Source organism: Enterococcus sp. FR204 (assembly GCF_031143325.1).
GTDB lineage: Bacteria > Bacillota > Bacilli > Lactobacillales > Enterococcaceae > Enterococcus_B > Enterococcus_B faecium.
The window spans coordinates 53,242-69,722 of sequence record NZ_JAKZIW010000008.1 but is presented as its reverse complement, the minus strand read 5'-3'; the positions used below and the strand labels follow the sequence as shown (position 1 = coordinate 69,722).

The following is a 16,481-nucleotide window of genomic DNA, read 5'->3' as shown; positions in this document are numbered from 1 at the left end:
ATTTATTAAATATCGAATTTTAGTACTAGATATCATATAATGGTACTAACTTTATCCTATGCCATAAAAGGAGAGTCTTTATGGCACAAATTAAACAATACAAAAAGCAAGACGGCACAATCAATTACATGTTTGATTTTTATGTAGGTATTAATCATAAAACTGGTAAAAAGCAGAAAACAACAAGAAGGGGGTTTGAAACAAAAGAGGAAGCTAGTTTAGCATTAGCAGAACTGAGTCTACTAGTTGCAACCGAACAATATTTACCTAGAAAATACAAAACATTTAATGATGTTTATACACTATGGCTAAAGAAATATAGAGGGATTGTTAAAGAAAGCACGTATGCAGGAACACTTAGTATCTTTAAAAATAATATTTTACCGTATTTTCAAGAAATAGAAGTGCAAAATATTACAACAGTTTATTGTCAGGAAATAGTTAATAAGTGGTATAAAATCCACCCTAAAAGATTCAAACGTTATATCTATTATTTCAACGCTGTTATGAATCATGCCAATTATTTAGAATTAATTTTTAAAAATCCAATGGAATTTGTTCAATTACCCCATAATAATATTGACTTGAATCAATATAAAGAGTTTGACAATTTTTACTCAAAAGATGAGCTATTAGAATTCCTAAACTTTACCAAGAATAATTTTGAACATCAAAGGTTCATATTTTTTCATCTGTTAGCTTTTACAGGCATTAGACGTGGGGAAGCTTTATCACTAACTTGGAATGATATTAATTTTGAAGAAAAATACTTGCTTGTATCAAAAACATTAACAAAGGGTGAAAATGGCAGGTTCCTAATTCATCCACCGAAAACTAAAGCAAGTTTCAGGAAAATATTTCTGGATAATCAAACATTGAATTATTTACAGACATGGAAAGAATTACAAAAAGAAAAACTAAACTTAACTTTCGATAACCCCAAACAATTACTATTTCCTAACCATAAAAATAGTTTTTTAGAACCAAATATACCAAAAGAATGGCTACAAACTATTGCCAGACATTATAAAAAGAAGACTGGAAAAGACCTGAAAATTATTACGATTCATGGTTTTAGACATACCCACGCAAGTTTACTATATTTATCAGGAATAAATCTAAAGGAAGCACAAGAACGTTTAGGTCATTCTAATGTTAAAACTACACTGAACGTATATACACATTTAAGTGATAAACAAAGAGAACAAACAGTTGATAAGCTAACAGAGTTTATGAACCTAGATTAATTTTAAAAATAACAAAAAAACCCACTGGTTAGAGTGGGTTCACGGGTATTGAATACCCCTTTATTTGTTGTTTTCTAGGGCTTGGCGACTTTGGTCAGCTAATGCAGTAAATGCTGTTGCATCGTTTACAGCCAAGTCAGCTAACATTTTGCGGTTGATGTCGATTTCAGCTAATTTCAAGCCGTGCATCAATTTTGAGTAGCTTAAGCCATTCATACGAGCCGCTGCGTTGATACGAGCAATCCACAATTTACGGAAGTCGCGTTTCTTTTGACGACGATCGCGATATGCGTAGTTGTATGAATTCATTACTTGTTCTTTTGCTGTTTTAAATAAAGTGTGTTTTGAACCGTAGTAACCTTTTGCTAATTTTAGCACTCTTTTACGACGTTTACGAGTTACTGTTCCACCTTTAACACGTGCCATGTATAATTCCTCCTAATAAAAAAAATCTTCAGATTCTGTTATTTGTACTTCTTATTTCATTTTTGCTAGTTGTTGGCGAATACGTTTGAAGTCGCCACTAGAAACCATGCTTGCTTTACGCAATTGACGGCGTTGTTTTTTTGTTTTGCCGTGGAAACGGTGACTTGTAAACGCGCGGAAGCGTTTCAATCCGCCTTTACCAGTACGTTTGAAACGTTTTGCTGATCCGCGGTGTGTTTTTTGTTTTGGCATGACTATATTTCCTCCTCAAAATCTTTCGTTATCCGACTATCGGCTGTCCAACAGCCAGTTAGTCATTCAAATTACTTACTGTCGTTTTTCGGTGCCAGCGTCAAGAACATGCTGCGTCCGTCCATTTTCGCTTTTTGTTCCACTGTTGCAATATCCGCAGTTTCTTCAGCTAAGCGATTCAAGACTTTTTGACCAATTTCTTTATGGGTAATGGCACGGCCTTTGAAACGGATAGAAGCTTTCACTTTATCGCCCTTTTCCAAGAACTTACGTGCATTACGAAGTTTTGTATTGAAGTCATTCAAGTCGATCGTAGGACTTAAGCGAACTTCTTTTACATTGATCACTTTTTGTTTTTTACGCGCTTCGCGGTCTTTCTTTTGTTGTTCGAAACGGTATTTACCGTAGTCCATGATTCGCGCAACTGGTGGTTTCGCACCAGGGGCAACTAACACAAGATCCAAGTTTGCTTGTTCTGCAATATTCAATGCTTCTGCTTTTGTCTTAACTCCTAATTGCTCACCATCTGAACCGATCAATCGTAACTCTCGTGCACGAATGCCGTCGTTAACCATCATATCCTTTGCTATGGTCATTCACCTCCAAATATTATGAGAGAAAGAAAAGCTTACCGAATAAACGGCAATAAAAAAACGAGTTCTCTTACAGAACCCGCGCGTACTTCACCTAATAGAACCAGTGAAAACTATCTAGCCCAGCGACATTATCAACTAAGGCGAGAAGCGGGTGCTTCTGCTTTTATTTCTCAACCATTATAGTATAGCAAAAACCAATCCTTCTGTCAATGTTTTTCATACAGTTTTTCTTCCTTTTCTGAAAATGATTGGTCTAGCAGACTTTCTAGCAGTGATTCCCGCTTCTTTGCTATACTAAAGAAAAACGAGGTGAACCCACATGAAAAAAATCGAACCTATTCCACCTTCTCTTCCTCCTCTGGCAAAAGGAGATTTTTATTTAGAAGATGAAGAAATCCTCTCTGGTCTTCTGATCAATGGAGGTGATCAAAGCTATCTTGATGCCAAAAATATGGTATTAAGAGAGAGTCATGTCCAAAAACTGACCATGCAAAAAACAGTTTTACGTCATTTTGAATGTAGTAATGTCATTTTTGAAAAGTGTGATTTTTCCAATCTGGAGTGGATTGGTGGCAGTTTCCACCAAGTCGTGTTTCATCAATGTAAATTAACAGGTACGAATTTTGCCGAAAGTTATCTTAGAGACTGCACTTTCACTGACTGCATTGCTTCGATGGCTTCCTTTAGCAGCACAAACTTGAAAGCCGTATCCTTCGATCATTGCCAGTTAGAAGACAGCGAATTTTATAAGGTCACTTGGAAAAATCTTTTTTTGTCTGATAATCAGTTAACTGGTTCGAATTGGTTCCGAACTTCTCTGAAGGGATTAGACTTTACGACTAATTTCTTCACTGCCATTGCTTTATCTCAAGATTATTTGGCAGGAATGATCGTCAATCAGGAGCAAGCACTTGTGATTGCTCAAGCCCTTGGTTTGCAGATCAAAGACTAGATCAACGAATCCGCCACCATAGTGCAATGAGCATCAAAACAGATAAAACCAGACTGATGATCAAGGCGATTCCCCATCCGAAAACGGAATGGGTAAATGGTAGCTTAAGATTCATCCCAAAAAATCCTGTCACAATAGTCGGTACAGTCAAGATCAGCGACCAGACAGTCAAAAACTTCATCGTGTCATTTAAATTGTTATTCAGTAAATTATTATAAGTGCCAGAAAGCTGATCTAAAATCTGCGAAGCTAAGTTCGTCATTTCAACTGCTTGTCGTGCTTCGATCAGTGCATCGTCCAACTCTTCCTTTTCCTTTTCTGACAACTTGCGATAAATGGCCAATGCCTTGATTTGTTCCAAAAGTACTACATTTTGTTTTGTTCCTATAACTAAGTAAACCAAACCGATCTCTAAATCTGAAAGTTGCAGTAGATTCTTGTTTGTTGTTTTTTCCCTTAACTTTAGGTTGAGCCGTTGACGTTCGCTATTTACTTCCTCGATTAAAGGAAAAAAGGAATCAGAAATTAAAAATAATGTATGGAACAATAAACTGTATACACTCATGTCTGGCATTCGCTCCAAAAGTGATCGAATCAGTCGAATCACATACTCGGTATTCGGCGTGGTAAATGTAAACAAACCATCTTCTTTTAAAATAAAAGCGATAGGACTAGTTTCGTAATGGTTATCGACTTTTTGTTGGTGTGGGACATTTGATACAAGTAGTAACACTTCATCAAAAGAGTTATACTCTACGCGTGCCCGCTCATTTTTATCTAGAGAATAAGTCAGCATCTCATCGCTGATGCCATATTCTTCTTTTAAATTTTTAACAGCTAGCACATCATCTTGCTGTATATTGATCCAAAAATTACGTTTTTGATTAAAATAGTATTTTTCCCGCATACTCCATCCTCCTGATATTTGTTTCTAGTATAAAGAAAAAAGCTACTCAAATAAAGGAGCATCCTTTTTTGAGTAGCTTTAAATCAAATGGCTAATTCAGTTTGGCGGATTTCTGCCAATTTTTCTTCGATCATTTTCAAGACTTCTTCTTTTGCTTGAGGATCTTCCACAAAATTGTAGCGATCTCCATCGATTTGGATTTTTGGACTTTCTTTGTATTCTTCATACCATTGATCATACCGTCTGTTCAATTCTTTGTAATAATCGTACAGACTTGGGTCAAAGGACAATTGTTCATAGGAACGACCACGTTTCTCGATCCGTTCTAGCATCGTATCAAAAGATACACGAATATGAACTAATAAATCCGGGTGTTTTTTATGGGCAGCATAGGGCAGTTCTTCCATCATGTTTTCCAGCAGTTCATCATACACACGAACTTCCGTTTCCGTCGCTCTTCCTAGATCTGCATTTAGATGGAAAAGCAGCGAATCCTCATAAATCGAACGGTCCAATACATTATTGTCATCTTTCATTGCTTGTTTGATGCTTGCAAAACGTTTATTCAAAAAATAAATTTGCAGCAAAAAAGCATACTGTTCAGGGTTTGCATAAAATAAGGGCAAGACTTCATTATCATCAATTGATTCATAAAATGCCTGACTACCAAAGTGTTCAGCCATCATTTCTGTCAAACTTGATTTTCCGGCACCAATTGTACCTGCTAAAACGATCACGCTCATTTACCTCCAGCTCACTTCATCACTAAATATTGTGTTTAACACCAACCTTTTTAAATATACCCCCAATATCTAGTAGTGTCAATTGTATTTTTTTCTAGTCAAAAAAGAAAAAAGGTCAAAAAATTCTTAAGAAAAAAGGGTTTTTCCTTTAGAAAACGTATTCTTAGTTTTACTTCTGGGATGATTTTAGTAAAATAAAGAAGAAATGTTTTTTTGAGACCCTTAGCGGACAAAAAATTTCGTGAAGCAGCGCAACTCGTTTTGGGCGCTTTATTTTTTGCTTAAAAATCACTTTTACGTGAGAAGGAGTTAGATTATGGCAAACTATGGCCAAGGAGAATCAAGCGGAAAGATTATCTTGATGGGCGAGCACGCGGTTGTTTATGGAGAACCGGCGATTGCCTTTCCTTTTTATGCAACAAAAGTCACCGCATTCCTTGAAGAGCTGGATGCAATGGACGATCAATTGGTTTCTTCCTACTATTCAGGAAATTTAGCCGAAGCTCCTCATACATTAAAAAATATCAAAAAATTATTCATCCATTTAAAAAAAGAGCATGATATCCATAAAAACTTGCAACTAACCATCGAAAGCACGATTCCTGCTGAACGTGGAATGGGATCAAGTGCTGCGGTCGCCACAGCAGTCACTCGTGCTTTTTATGATTACTTAGCATTTCCTTTGTCTCGTGAAATACTATTAGAAAATGTCCAGCTTTCGGAAAAAATCGCCCACGGTAATCCTAGTGGAATCGATGCAGCCGCTACTAGCAGCTTGCAGCCGATTTATTTTACAAAAGGGCATCCTTTTGACTACTTTTCTTTGAACATCGATGCTTTTTTGATTGTCGCTGATACAGGAATCAAAGGACAAACAAGAGAAGCCGTCAAAGATGTCGCTCACCTCTTTGAAACCCAGCCTCATGAAACTGGACAAATGATCCAAAAATTAGGATACTTGACGAAGCAAGCAAAACAAGCAATCATTGAAAATTCACCAGAAACGTTGGCACAGACAATGGATGAATCACAATCACTTCTGGAAAAGCTGACAATCAGCAATGATTTTCTTAATCTATTGATCCAAACAGCAAAAGATACCGGGGCATTGGGTGCCAAATTAACTGGCGGTGGACGCGGTGGCTGTATGATCGCATTAGCACAAACAAAAACAAAAGCCCAAGAAATCAGTCAAGCACTTGAAGATGCGGGTGCTGCTGAAACTTGGATACAAGGATTAGGAGTACATACCTATGTTTAAAGGCAAAGCACGCGCATATACCAACATTGCTCTAATCAAATATTGGGGTAAGAAAAATGAAGAACTCATCCTTCCAATGAACAACAGCCTTTCGTTAACATTGGATGCATTTTATACAGAGACAGAAGTCATCTTTTCTGATAGCTATATGGTAGATGAATTTTATCTAGATGGCACCTTGCAAGACGAAAAAGCAACAAAAAAAGTCAGTCAGTTTCTTGACCTTTTTCGTAAAGAAGCCGGCCTCTCACTAAAAGCTTCAGTAATCAGTCAGAATTTCGTTCCTACCGCAGCTGGATTAGCCTCCTCTGCCAGCGGGCTAGCTGCTTTAGCAGGAGCTTGCAATACTGCTCTTAAGCTTGGATTAGACGATCTCTCTCTTTCAAGATTTGCTCGACGTGGGTCTGGTTCAGCTTGCCGAAGTATTTTCGGTGGTTTCGTCGAATGGGAAAAAGGCCATGACGACTTAAGTTCTTACGCTAAGCCAGTCCCTTCCGATTCTTTCGAAGACGATTTAGCAATGGTTTTCGTTTTGATCAACGACCAGAAAAAAGAAGTGTCCAGCAGAAATGGGATGCGTCGGACAGTCGAAACATCCAGTTTTTATCAAGGCTGGTTAGATTCCGTTGAAGGGGATCTATATCAATTGAAACAAGCAATCAAAACAAAAGATTTCCAACTTCTCGGAGAAACGATGGAAAGAAACGGACTAAAAATGCATGGAACGACTTTAGCTGCCCAGCCTCCATTCACTTACTGGTCTCCTGACAGCTTAAAAGCGATGGATGCGGTGCGGCAATTGAGAAAGCAAGGCATTCCATGCTACTTTACGATGGATGCTGGCCCTAATGTCAAAGTTTTAGTGGAAAACAGCCATTTATCTGAGGTACAAGAAACATTTACCAAATTATTTAGCAAAGAACAAGTAATTACTGCCCATGCTGGTCCAGGAATTGCGATTATTGAATAAAGGGAGATTTTTATGATTGAAGTATCTGCACCAGGCAAACTCTATATTGCCGGAGAATATGCAGTTGTTGAAACAGGCCATCCAGCAGTTATCGCTGCAGTCGATCAATTCGTAACAGTCACTGTAGAATCCGCACGAAAAGTCGGAAGTATCCAATCTGCACAATATAGTGGGATGCCTGTACGTTGGACAAGACGCAACGGAGAATTAGTTTTAGATATTCGGGAAAATCCTTTTCATTATATCCTTGCTGCTATTCGTTTGACTGAAAAGTATGCACAAGAAAAAAACATTCTTTTATCCTTTTATGATCTGAAAGTAACAAGTGAGTTAGACAGTTCAAATGGCCGGAAATATGGATTGGGTTCTAGCGGTGCCGTGACCGTTGCAACGGTCAAAGCCTTGAATGTTTTTTACGCGTTGAATTTATCTCAGTTGGAGATTTTCAAGATTGCAGCACTAGCCAATTTAGCAGTTCAAGATAATGGTTCCTGCGGCGACATCGCTGCTAGCTGTTATGGTGGCTGGATCGCTTTCTCAACCTTCGACCATCCTTGGCTCCAAGAACAAGAAACTCAGCATTCTATCAGTGAGTTACTTGCCCTGGATTGGCCAGGTCTATCCATTGAGCCATTGATTGCTCCTGAAGATTTACGTTTATTGATTGGTTGGACGGGTAGCCCTGCCTCTACTTCTGATTTGGTCGATCAAGTTCACCGTTCGAGAGAAGATAAAATGGTGGCTTATCAGCTTTTCTTAAAAAACAGTACAGAATGTGTCAACGAAATGATCAAAGGGTTTAAAGAAAATAATGTAACGTTGATCCAACAGATGATTCGAAAAAACCGACAATTACTGCATGATTTATCTGCAATCACTGGGGTCGTCATCGAAACGCCTGCTTTGAACAAATTGTGTAATTTAGCTGAACAGTATGAAGGAGCCGCAAAATCTTCTGGTGCAGGTGGGGGCGATTGCGGAATCGTAATTGTTGACCAGAAATCTGGCATTCTTCCTTTAATGAGTGCATGGGAAAAAGCAGAAATCACTCCACTGCCGTTACATGTCTATAGCGATCAAAGAAAGGAAAACCGATGAATCGAAAAGACGAACATGTTTCACTAGCTAAAGCCTTTCATGATAAACAAAAAAACGAATTTGACTTCGTACGGATCATCCATAACCCTTTGCCGCAAATAGCAGTTTCTGATGTCGATCTAAGCACACAGGCAGCTGGTTTTACACTAAGTAGCCCGTTTTATATCAATGCGATGACTGGCGGAAGCGAAAAAACAAAAAAAATCAACCAAGATCTTGCAATCGTCGCAAGAGAAGCAGATTTGATGATTGCCACTGGTTCAGTCAGCGCTGCCTTGAAAGACCCTTCTTTAGCTGATACTTATACGATTATGCGACAAGAATATCCTCACGGGAAAATCATTGCCAACATCGGTGCAGGGACTTCTGTCGAAAGAGCCAAAGAAGCTATCCGATTGTTTCACGCAGATGCCTTACAGATTCATTTGAATGCACCTCAAGAGTTGGTTATGCCTGAGGGAGACCGTGATTTTACCAATTGGAAAGTACTTATTCAAGAGACTCAAACAGCCATTGACGTCCCCCTCATCGTAAAAGAAGTCGGTTTTGGCATGACAAGAGAAACGCTCAATGATCTAGCTTCTTTAGGAGTTCATACAGTTGATATCAGCGGTCGAAGCGGAACAAGCTTCACCCAGATCGAAAACGCCCGTCGCTCCAAGCGGGAACTGAGTTATTTAGCTGACTGGGGGCAATCGACAGTCTCTTCATTGCTTGAAGCAAATGAAGCAGACACTTCTATGGAAATCCTAGCCTCCGGAGGTATCCGCAATGCCTATGACATATTTAAAGCCCTTTGTCTCGGCGCAAATGCAGTGGGTACTTCAGGAACCGTACTGACGCATCTGATGAATCATGGCGTAGAAGAAACTATTATACTGATGAAGCAATGGCAAGAAGAGCTTCGTCTGCTTTATACTATGGTCGGCGCAACGAATACCGCGGCCCTACACCAACACTCTCTGATCTTTTCCGGACCAGTGAAGGATTGGTGCGAAGCAAGAGGGATCGACTTAGTGAAGTATGGAAGACGCACAGAAAAGAGCGTGGGACAAAAGTAAAGAACACTTTTGTCTCACGCTCTAAACACGTATAAACGGCGGAAGCAAAAGCAACTCCTTCGGAAATAAGCTGAAATTCACAAAAATTTAAAAAGCAATTTTCGTGAATTCCTTCTTATTTCTTGGAGTTAAACGCTTCTGTCCCAGCCTCTTTTTTCGAATAAATGATGTTTAATCAGCTGTCCTTCGGTATTCGTTCAATCCGCTGATTTCACAACCTCTCCACTAAACGGTGTACTAAAGTTCTTTTAAGGTTGTTTCCCGATATAGGCAAGTATGCCTCCGTCCACATACAAGACATGGCCGTTAACGAAATCAGATGCGCTAGAAGCCAAGAAGACAGATGGTCCAGCCAAATCGATTGGCTCGCCCCAGCGTGCTGCTGGCGTACGTCCAACGATAAATTGATCGAATGGATGACGTTCACCGTTTTCTTGTGTTTCGCGTAATGGAGCAGTTTGCGGTGTAGCAATATAACCTGGTCCAATTCCATTACATTGGATATTGTATTGACCGTATTCAGAAGCGATGTTTTTCGTCAGCATTTTTAATCCGCCTTTTGCCGCAGCATAAGCACTGACCGTTTCGCGTCCTAATTCACTCATCATGGAGCAGATATTGATGATTTTACCGCCGCCTTTTTCGATCATATCCGGAATAACTGCTTTTGAAACGATGAATGGGGCATTTAAATCCACGTCGATTACTTGGCGGAAGTCTGCCGCATCCATTTCGATCATCGGTGTCCGTTTGATGATCCCTGCATTGTTGACCAGAATATCAACTGAACCTACATCTTCTTTGATCTGTTGAACCATCGCTTGAACCGCTTCTTCATCGGTCACATCGCAGACATAACCTTTTGCATCGATGCCTGCTTCTTTATAATGCGCTATACCTTCATCAACTGATTCTTGATTCAAGTTATTAAATACGATTTTTGCTCCTGCTGTAGCTAAAGAGCGTGCAATCTCAAATCCAATACCATAGACAGCACCGGTGACTAATGCTACTTTTCCATCTAAACGAAACATATCCATACTAAATTCCATCATTTTCTCTCCCTTATGCTTATTTTAATTGATCCATTTGCACCATATCCATGTCTGTATAGGTGATATTTTCTCCGCACATTGCCCAGATGAATGAGTAATTGCTTGTACCCACACCTGAATGGATCGACCAGCTTGGCGAAATAACAGCTTGTTCATTGTCTACAACTAAATGTTTTGTTTCATCTGGTTTGCCCATCATGTGGAACACACGTGTATCTTCATTGGCATAATCAAAGTAGACATAAGCTTCCATACGACGTTCATGTGTATGACAAGGCATCGTATTCCAAGCACTTCCTGGTTCTAAAATCGTATAACCCATTTGTAATTGACAGCTTTCGCATACATTTGGATGGATGTATTGATAGATTTTACGTTCATTCAGTGTCAGGCCTTCACCAGTTTCCATTGGTTTTACTTGGTCGATACTGATTTTTACATTTGGATATTTATGATGAGCTGGAACAGAACTAATATAGAATTTAGCTGGGTTTTCAGCATCTTGGGAAGAAAATACAACATGTCGTGTTTCTTTTCCGATATAGTATCCGTCTTGTTTTTTCATTTCTTCTTTTTGCCCATCGATCTCGATGAATCCTGGTCCACCGATATTGATCACACCTAGTTCACGACGCTCTAAGAAGTAATTAACACCTAGTTCTTTGTCTAATGTGATTTCTAATTCTTTTTCAGTAGGTGTCACTCCACCAAAGATCATTCGATCGTTGTACGTATAAGTCAAACTGATTTTCCCTGGTTCAAATACCTTTTCTACTAAAAATTCTTTTCTCAATTGTTCCGTTGAATAATGACGGATATCTTCTGGACTGTGTGTATAACGTGTTTCCATTTCTTGCATTTTCTTCTACTCCTTCTATCGAATGATTTTTCCAGAGCCGCATGCTAAAAATTGTGCGACTTCTTCTTGACTGAATTGGTTGCAGTCCCCATGGATCGTATGCTTCAAGGCAGAAGCTGCCGTAGCAAAATCAATGATTTCTTGCGGAGACATATTGGATAAAATCCCATGGAGCACGCCACCTGCAAAAGCATCTCCGCCACCTACTCGATCCACGATTGGGGTAATTCTATGGACTTGGGATTCCACATATTCATGGTTCATCCACAATGTCCCCTTCAGTTCATTTTCACTTGCTGAATGAACGGTACGCTTGGTCGAATAAAACACCTGAATATTCGGGAACTTTTCCTGCATTTTTTGATAATAATAAATTAGAGGTTGTTCTTCTGCTTCTGGCGCTTTCTCGATACCTAACAAATAAAGAGCATCCATTTTTCCAGCTGAGCAGATATCTACTAAAGGTAAAAGCTGATGGATTACTTCGCTGGCTTCTTGCTGTGTCCATAATTTTCCACGATAGTTGATATCGAAGCTGATCAGGCAGCCAGCTCTTTTTGCAGCTTCTATCACCTGTTTCGTCATTTTTTGCCATTTTTTAGACAAAGCTGGGGTGATTCCCGAAACATGAAATATATCTATTCCTTGGAATAACTCCTCTAGCGACCATTCCAAATGATCCATTTCAGCAAAGCTTGATCCGGCACGATCATAGATCACTGAGGCGGCGCGTTCGCCACTACCAGTTTCCATATAATAAGTACCTAGTCTTGGTCCACCAGATAATACCTGTTTCGTATCTACTCCATAACATTGCAAGTGCTTTTTGACTGCTTTTCCCAATGCGTTATCAGGTACTTTTGTAGCAAAAATCGCTTCATGTCCGTAATTAGCTAAAGAAATTGCTACATTTGCTTCCCCTCCGCCATAATGGGCAGCGAATCGTTTACTTGAATCAATACGGGTTCCCTGTTCTGTGGACAATCGCAACATGATTTCTCCGAGTGTCACTACTTTTCCCATAAGCAGCTACCTCTTGATTTCTTTCATTTTTGCTGCATACTGTTGCGCGACTTCCGTTACTTTGTCAAAATCTCCTGTAGCTGCGGGTGCTAAAAGGTTCCCACCTACTCCGACTGTTACGACACCAGCATCGAACCACTCTTTCATATTGTCCAGACTCACACCGCCAGTTGGCATGATATTGACTTGAGGCATCGGCGCCTTGAAGGCAGAAATGATACTTGGTCCATAAGCGCTTCCAGGAAATAGTTTGACGATATCTACCCCGCTTTTCAGCGCTGTTTTGATCTCGGTAATAGTCATACATCCTGGTAAGTAAGGAATTTGATACAGATTGCACATCTCTGCCGTTTCTTGATCAAAGGAAGGGCTAACAATATACTCTGCGCCAGCTAAGATAGCCAAGCGAGCTGTGACAGCGTCTAATACTGTGCCTGCGCCAATCACTATTTCTGGTTGGTCTTTGTAGAATGACAAAAGTTCTTTGATTACTTGATCTGCTTGAGGGACTGTAAAAGTCAACTCAATACCAGTTAGACCACCTTTGATGATTGCGTGGCAAGCATTCAAAGCTTCTTCTTTGCTTTTTCCGCGTACCACCGCAATCACTCCGGCGTTTTTCAATCGAGATAAAATATCAATTTTTTTCATCTTCTCCACCTATTTCCTATTTAGAAATTTTATTTTATAACTTGGAAATCTATACCCATATTATACGGCAGAAAAGAAAAATTGCAAACGCTTTTTTCATTATTTTTGAATTCTTTGCTCGATTTCGCTTTTTGTTTGCTTGAGGGCAATGATTATTTGTTCTTTTGTCTCATCTGTTAAACGATATTTCGGCATACTTACACTAAATGCACCAATGATTTGTTCGTTTTTCACGATTGAGGCTCCTATACAAAAAATATCACGTTCGATTTCTTCATCGTCAAATGCGATGTGGGTTTCTTTTACCGTTTGGATTTCCTTTTTCAACCGTAATGCATTGGTGATCGTATATTCTGTGTAAGGGATCAACGGATGCTTTTCAAGATAATCAGTGTACTGCTCTTCACTGAATTCTGCTAATACGGCTTTGCCCATCGCAGAATTGTATAATGGTCGGGTGATTCCGATTTTTGAAGACATGCGGATCGTTTGATGTTTTGGATCTAGTTTGTTCACGTACAAGATCTCATTGTTGTCCAATACTCCTAAGTGGATAGTCTCATCGATCTTTTGCTGCAGCTGTTCTAAAAACGGTAAAGTCAACTCTACCAAATCGATTTGTTCAATGTTTTTATTCGCGTAGCGAATAAGCTTTGCACCTAAACGATAGTTTTTCTCTGAATTTTTATTTACGTAGCCGATCATCAGCAAAGTATCTAGTATTTTCAAGACTGTAGAAGAGGTCATTCCCACACCCTTTGCGATCGTCTGCAAAGAGACATCTTGGTTTTCCGCTAAATAGTCTAGTATTTTAGAGGCTTTGATCAATACAGTTCCATAAGGCTTTTTATTTTTCATATAATATTCTCCTATTTCTTTATAAGAAAAATTATAGCGGAAATACCATCAATTTAAAAGAGATATCCAGATATAAACTACCATTTCTCTTTACAGGCAATTTAATGTTGAAGATCCGCTTCGTTTTTACATCAAACTTTGATATAAAGCAATGATTTCTTCTACTGTCGTTTCTCTTGGATTTCCTGGTGTGCATACATCTCGCAAAGCATCTTCTGCAATTGCTGGGATATCTGCTTCTTTTACACCTAACTCAGAAATGGTTTCTGGGATTCCAACCGCTTTGCTCAACCGATCGATCTCACCACAAGCCGCTTCTCTTACATCTTCTAAAGACATTTCAGCTGCTCCTTTAATCCCTAGCACAAGAGCGATCTCACGGTACTTTTCTCCAGTATATTCTTTGTTATATTTCATGACAGTTGGCAAAAGTGCTGCACACGCTACGCCATGAGGAATGTTGTACCATGCACTTAACGGGTGAGCCATCCCGTGTACCAGTCCTAAACCGACATTTGAGAAGCCCATTCCTGCAATATACTGTCCTAATGCCATTTTTTCTCGCCCATTTTGATCGCCATCTACAGAAGCTTCCAAAGAATGACCGATGATTTCGATTGCCTTTAAATGCAGCATATCAGTCATTTCCCAAGCGCCTTTTGTAATCAACCCTTCGATAGCATGTGTCATAGCATCCATCCCTGTTGACGCAGCCAATTTTTTTGGCATTCCCATCATCATGTCACTGTCGATGAACGCAACGATTGGGATATCATGTGGATCGACACAAACGAATTTCCGGTGATTTGCTTCATCTGTGATGACGTAGTTGATTGTTACCTCAGCTGCTGTCCCAGAAGTCGTTGGTACAGCTAAGATAGGTAAACATGGATTTTTCGTATCAGCAACACCTTCTAAGCTGATGACGTCTGAAAACTCTGGATTCGTCAAAATAATCCCAATGGCTTTTGCCGTATCGATTGGCGAACCTCCACCGATTGCGATCAAACAGTCTGCCTCTGCCTCTTTAACAAAAGCCACTCCATCTTTTACATTTTGGATCGTTGGATTAGGTACGATCCCGTCGTATAAAGCATAATCGATTGCTGCTTTATCTAGAAGTTCTGTTACTTTTGTTGCTATACCGTGCTCGATCAATCCTTTGTCAGTAATGACAGCTGCTTTGCTGAATCCTCGCTGCTGAAATTCAGGGACGATCGACTCAATCGCTCCTTTTCCAAAATACGATGTTTCATTTAAAATCATTCGATTACTCATTTTCTATTCCTCCTAATTTGTATTATTTTTCACAATAAAAAACGAAAGAACCCCAAGCAACCGGTTGCCCAGTTGCTTGTTACTACAGTTCAAAGACTGGCATCAATTCCCAACTGACTGGAGAGGCATCTGGATTTGTCTCCATGATATCTTCCATGTACTTCCACCATTTTTGATTGATAGATGTATTTGCCATTTTTTCCCATAACTTTTCATCTTCGATCACTAAGTAACCAAATAACAAACTTGCACTCGGATCAAGATAGATCGAATAGTCGATGACCCCGTGTTCACGAAGTGCTGTACGCATTTCTGACCAAAGTTCATCATGTCTTTTTTTGTATTCTTCTTGTTTTTCTGGGTAAACTTTCATGCAAAAAGCTTTTTTCACCATGTCAGACACCTGCTTTCGTATGAACTTCCTCCAAATAACCTGCTTTTGGAGTGACACCAAACGCATCTGCTAAATGCCACAGGTTTTCGTCCGTGATTATTTGCAAGATTGGCCCTTGCGCTTTAACGTACGTATAGACTTCTGCTGCCTTTTCTGCTGTCTCGATCAAACCAAAGACTTCATCCATGTCTTTTCCTGACCCGTAGATTCCATGTTGTGGCCATAAAACCAATCGAGTTTCTTTCATTTTTTCAGCTGTTGCTTCCCCGATCTCATTTGTTCCCGGAACCATCCACGGAATGATGGAAATTCCTTCTGGAAAAACAACTAAGCATTCCGTACACATTTGCCATAGCGTACGACTAAAGGAACGTTCGTCTAATTCATGCGTAAAACTCATCGCTAATAGATGACTAGCATGGCAATGCATAACGATCCGATTATCTGGGTCTACTTCTAAACGGGCGATATGACTCATGAAATGACTTGGCAACTCGCTTGTAGGAAGGCATTCGTTTTCCAGCCCCCACAAAAGTTCCAGTGTTTTGCCATCTTCAGCAACTCGAACGATTCCAAGATTCTCGGCAGGTTCGCTCGCTACATTTTTAAAATATCTTCCTGAACCAGTTACAATAAAATAGCATCCTGCTAAACGGCTGGCATCAAAAATCATCGAGATGCGGCGGATCACTTTTTCAGGATCCAAGAACGGTGTGATCTCTTCTTCTTTTAGTAAATAAGAAATATTCCCGCCATTTCTTTCATCCCATCCCAAGCGATAAAGATTCGACGTCGTTTCGATCATTTCTTTCACATAAGGCGCTTGTAAAATATCTATTTTTTTCAATAT

Annotated in this window: 19 protein-coding genes and 1 other annotated feature; of the genes, 6 read left to right on the top strand and 13 right to left on the bottom strand. The window is 39.6% G+C overall.

Going from position 1 to position 16,481, the window contains the following annotated elements:
- The first annotated feature begins 80 nt into the window (after positions 1-80).
- Positions 81-1,247: a site-specific integrase gene (locus tag RG571_RS03750; protein ID WP_114635089.1), complete on the top strand. Its 1,167-nt coding sequence runs from the start codon at positions 81-83 to the stop codon at positions 1,245-1,247.
- Positions 1,248-1,307: 60 nt separating this feature from the next.
- On the opposite strand, the gene rplT is transcribed toward RG571_RS03750, so the two are convergent.
- The 3 genes from rplT to infC form a co-directional block, all read right to left on the bottom strand.
- Positions 1,308-1,673, bottom strand: a complete 366-nt coding sequence (gene rplT / locus RG571_RS03745; protein WP_114635087.1) for a 50S ribosomal protein L20 — start codon at positions 1,671-1,673, stop codon at positions 1,308-1,310.
- Positions 1,674-1,724: 51 nt separating this feature from the next.
- A complete protein-coding gene (rpmI, locus tag RG571_RS03740; RefSeq protein ID WP_002289309.1) occupies positions 1,725-1,925 on the bottom strand; it encodes a 50S ribosomal protein L35 in 201 nt (66 codons plus the stop codon).
- Positions 1,926-1,996: 71 nt separating this feature from the next.
- Positions 1,997-2,521: a translation initiation factor IF-3 gene (infC, locus tag RG571_RS03735; protein ID WP_002293357.1), complete on the bottom strand. Its 525-nt coding sequence runs from the start codon at positions 2,519-2,521 to the stop codon at positions 1,997-1,999.
- 43 nt (positions 2,522-2,564) lie between these two features.
- Positions 2,565-2,690, bottom strand: a sequence feature (ribosomal protein L20 leader region).
- Between the two features lie 150 nt (positions 2,691-2,840).
- Between infC and RG571_RS03730 the strand changes: the two genes are divergently transcribed.
- Entirely contained in the window at positions 2,841-3,473 is a 633-nt protein-coding gene (locus RG571_RS03730; RefSeq protein WP_202765123.1) for a pentapeptide repeat-containing protein, read from the top strand.
- Position 3,474: 1 nt separating this feature from the next.
- Here RG571_RS03730 and RG571_RS03725 read toward each other — a convergent pair whose 3' ends face one another.
- Both RG571_RS03725 and RG571_RS03720 read right to left on the bottom strand, forming a co-directional pair.
- Positions 3,475-4,380 carry a magnesium transporter CorA family protein gene (locus RG571_RS03725; RefSeq protein ID WP_114635083.1) on the bottom strand — a complete coding sequence of 302 codons (906 nt, stop codon included), beginning with the start codon at positions 4,378-4,380 and terminating at the stop codon, positions 3,475-3,477.
- Positions 4,381-4,463: 83 nt separating this feature from the next.
- On the bottom strand, positions 4,464-5,123 hold the full coding sequence (locus tag RG571_RS03720) for a deoxynucleoside kinase (protein WP_181811527.1): 660 nt from the start codon (positions 5,121-5,123) through the stop codon (positions 4,464-4,466).
- Positions 5,124-5,439: 316 nt separating this feature from the next.
- On the opposite strand from RG571_RS03720, the gene mvk reads away from it, so the two are divergent.
- From mvk to fni, 4 genes are read left to right on the top strand one after another with little or no spacing between them, the layout of a single operon-like run.
- Positions 5,440-6,384, top strand: coding sequence for a mevalonate kinase (gene mvk / locus RG571_RS03715; RefSeq protein ID WP_258430456.1), 945 nt, complete (start codon positions 5,440-5,442; stop codon positions 6,382-6,384).
- Positions 6,377-7,354, top strand: a complete 978-nt coding sequence (mvaD, locus tag RG571_RS03710; RefSeq protein ID WP_002288232.1) for a diphosphomevalonate decarboxylase — start codon at positions 6,377-6,379, stop codon at positions 7,352-7,354. The genes mvk and mvaD overlap by 8 nt, the downstream gene beginning before the upstream one ends.
- A gap of 12 nt (positions 7,355-7,366) precedes the next feature.
- Entirely contained in the window at positions 7,367-8,452 is a 1,086-nt protein-coding gene (locus RG571_RS03705) for a phosphomevalonate kinase (protein ID WP_002288233.1), read from the top strand.
- Positions 8,449-9,513 carry a type 2 isopentenyl-diphosphate Delta-isomerase gene (gene fni / locus RG571_RS03700; RefSeq protein ID WP_258430455.1) on the top strand — a complete coding sequence of 355 codons (1,065 nt, stop codon included), beginning with the start codon at positions 8,449-8,451 and terminating at the stop codon, positions 9,511-9,513. The genes RG571_RS03705 and fni overlap by 4 nt, the downstream gene beginning before the upstream one ends.
- Positions 9,514-9,761: 248 nt before the next feature.
- On the opposite strand, the gene RG571_RS03695 is transcribed toward fni, so the two are convergent.
- The 8 genes from RG571_RS03695 to rhaD all read right to left on the bottom strand — a co-directional run bounded on the left by RG571_RS03695 (position 9,762) and on the right by rhaD (position 16,478).
- Positions 9,762-10,565: a gluconate 5-dehydrogenase gene (locus RG571_RS03695; protein ID WP_002294167.1), complete on the bottom strand. Its 804-nt coding sequence runs from the start codon at positions 10,563-10,565 to the stop codon at positions 9,762-9,764.
- Positions 10,566-10,584: 19 nt separating this feature from the next.
- Positions 10,585-11,427 (bottom strand): 5-dehydro-4-deoxy-D-glucuronate isomerase, encoded by an 843-nt coding sequence (kduI, locus tag RG571_RS03690; protein ID WP_258430454.1) that lies wholly within the window; start codon positions 11,425-11,427, stop codon positions 10,585-10,587.
- Between the two features lie 15 nt (positions 11,428-11,442).
- Positions 11,443-12,450, bottom strand: a complete 1,008-nt coding sequence (locus RG571_RS03685) for a sugar kinase (RefSeq protein ID WP_002298306.1) — start codon at positions 12,448-12,450, stop codon at positions 11,443-11,445.
- A gap of 6 nt (positions 12,451-12,456) precedes the next feature.
- Positions 12,457-13,101, bottom strand: a complete 645-nt coding sequence (locus tag RG571_RS03680; protein ID WP_002288242.1) for a bifunctional 4-hydroxy-2-oxoglutarate aldolase/2-dehydro-3-deoxy-phosphogluconate aldolase — start codon at positions 13,099-13,101, stop codon at positions 12,457-12,459.
- 99 nt (positions 13,102-13,200) lie between these two features.
- Positions 13,201-13,959, bottom strand: a complete 759-nt coding sequence (locus RG571_RS03675; RefSeq protein WP_258430451.1) for an IclR family transcriptional regulator — start codon at positions 13,957-13,959, stop codon at positions 13,201-13,203.
- A gap of 126 nt (positions 13,960-14,085) precedes the next feature.
- A complete protein-coding gene (gene fucO / locus RG571_RS03670; RefSeq protein ID WP_258430450.1) occupies positions 14,086-15,237 on the bottom strand; it encodes a lactaldehyde reductase in 1,152 nt (383 codons plus the stop codon).
- Positions 15,238-15,319: 82 nt separating this feature from the next.
- Positions 15,320-15,631 carry an L-rhamnose mutarotase gene (gene rhaM / locus RG571_RS03665; RefSeq protein ID WP_258430449.1) on the bottom strand — a complete coding sequence of 104 codons (312 nt, stop codon included), beginning with the start codon at positions 15,629-15,631 and terminating at the stop codon, positions 15,320-15,322.
- A gap of 1 nt (position 15,632) precedes the next feature.
- On the bottom strand, positions 15,633-16,478 hold the full coding sequence (gene rhaD / locus RG571_RS03660) for a rhamnulose-1-phosphate aldolase (protein WP_258430448.1): 846 nt from the start codon (positions 16,476-16,478) through the stop codon (positions 15,633-15,635).
- Between the last annotated feature and the right edge of the window lie 3 nt (positions 16,479-16,481).

Coding starts and splice junctions, on each gene's coding strand:
- RG571_RS03750 (WP_114635089.1), top strand. CDS start 81: ATGGCACAAATTAAACAATACAAAAAGCAAGACGGCACAATCAATTAC.
- rplT (WP_114635087.1), bottom strand. CDS start 1,673: ATGGCACGTGTTAAAGGTGGAACAGTAACTCGTAAACGTCGTAAAAGA.
- rpmI (WP_002289309.1), bottom strand. CDS start 1,925: ATGCCAAAACAAAAAACACACCGCGGATCAGCAAAACGTTTCAAACGT.
- infC (WP_002293357.1), bottom strand. CDS start 2,521: ATGACCATAGCAAAGGATATGATGGTTAACGACGGCATTCGTGCACGA.
- RG571_RS03730 (WP_202765123.1), top strand. CDS start 2,841: ATGAAAAAAATCGAACCTATTCCACCTTCTCTTCCTCCTCTGGCAAAA.
- RG571_RS03725 (WP_114635083.1), bottom strand. CDS start 4,380: ATGCGGGAAAAATACTATTTTAATCAAAAACGTAATTTTTGGATCAAT.
- RG571_RS03720 (WP_181811527.1), bottom strand. CDS start 5,123: ATGAGCGTGATCGTTTTAGCAGGTACAATTGGTGCCGGAAAATCAAGT.
- mvk (WP_258430456.1), top strand. CDS start 5,440: ATGGCAAACTATGGCCAAGGAGAATCAAGCGGAAAGATTATCTTGATG.
- mvaD (WP_002288232.1), top strand. CDS start 6,377: ATGTTTAAAGGCAAAGCACGCGCATATACCAACATTGCTCTAATCAAA.
- RG571_RS03705 (WP_002288233.1), top strand. CDS start 7,367: ATGATTGAAGTATCTGCACCAGGCAAACTCTATATTGCCGGAGAATAT.
- fni (WP_258430455.1), top strand. CDS start 8,449: ATGAATCGAAAAGACGAACATGTTTCACTAGCTAAAGCCTTTCATGAT.
- RG571_RS03695 (WP_002294167.1), bottom strand. CDS start 10,565: ATGGAATTTAGTATGGATATGTTTCGTTTAGATGGAAAAGTAGCATTA.
- kduI (WP_258430454.1), bottom strand. CDS start 11,427: ATGCAAGAAATGGAAACACGTTATACACACAGTCCAGAAGATATCCGT.
- RG571_RS03685 (WP_002298306.1), bottom strand. CDS start 12,450: ATGGGAAAAGTAGTGACACTCGGAGAAATCATGTTGCGATTGTCCACA.
- RG571_RS03680 (WP_002288242.1), bottom strand. CDS start 13,101: ATGAAAAAAATTGATATTTTATCTCGATTGAAAAACGCCGGAGTGATT.
- RG571_RS03675 (WP_258430451.1), bottom strand. CDS start 13,959: ATGAAAAATAAAAAGCCTTATGGAACTGTATTGATCAAAGCCTCTAAA.
- fucO (WP_258430450.1), bottom strand. CDS start 15,237: ATGAGTAATCGAATGATTTTAAATGAAACATCGTATTTTGGAAAAGGA.
- rhaM (WP_258430449.1), bottom strand. CDS start 15,631: ATGGTGAAAAAAGCTTTTTGCATGAAAGTTTACCCAGAAAAACAAGAA.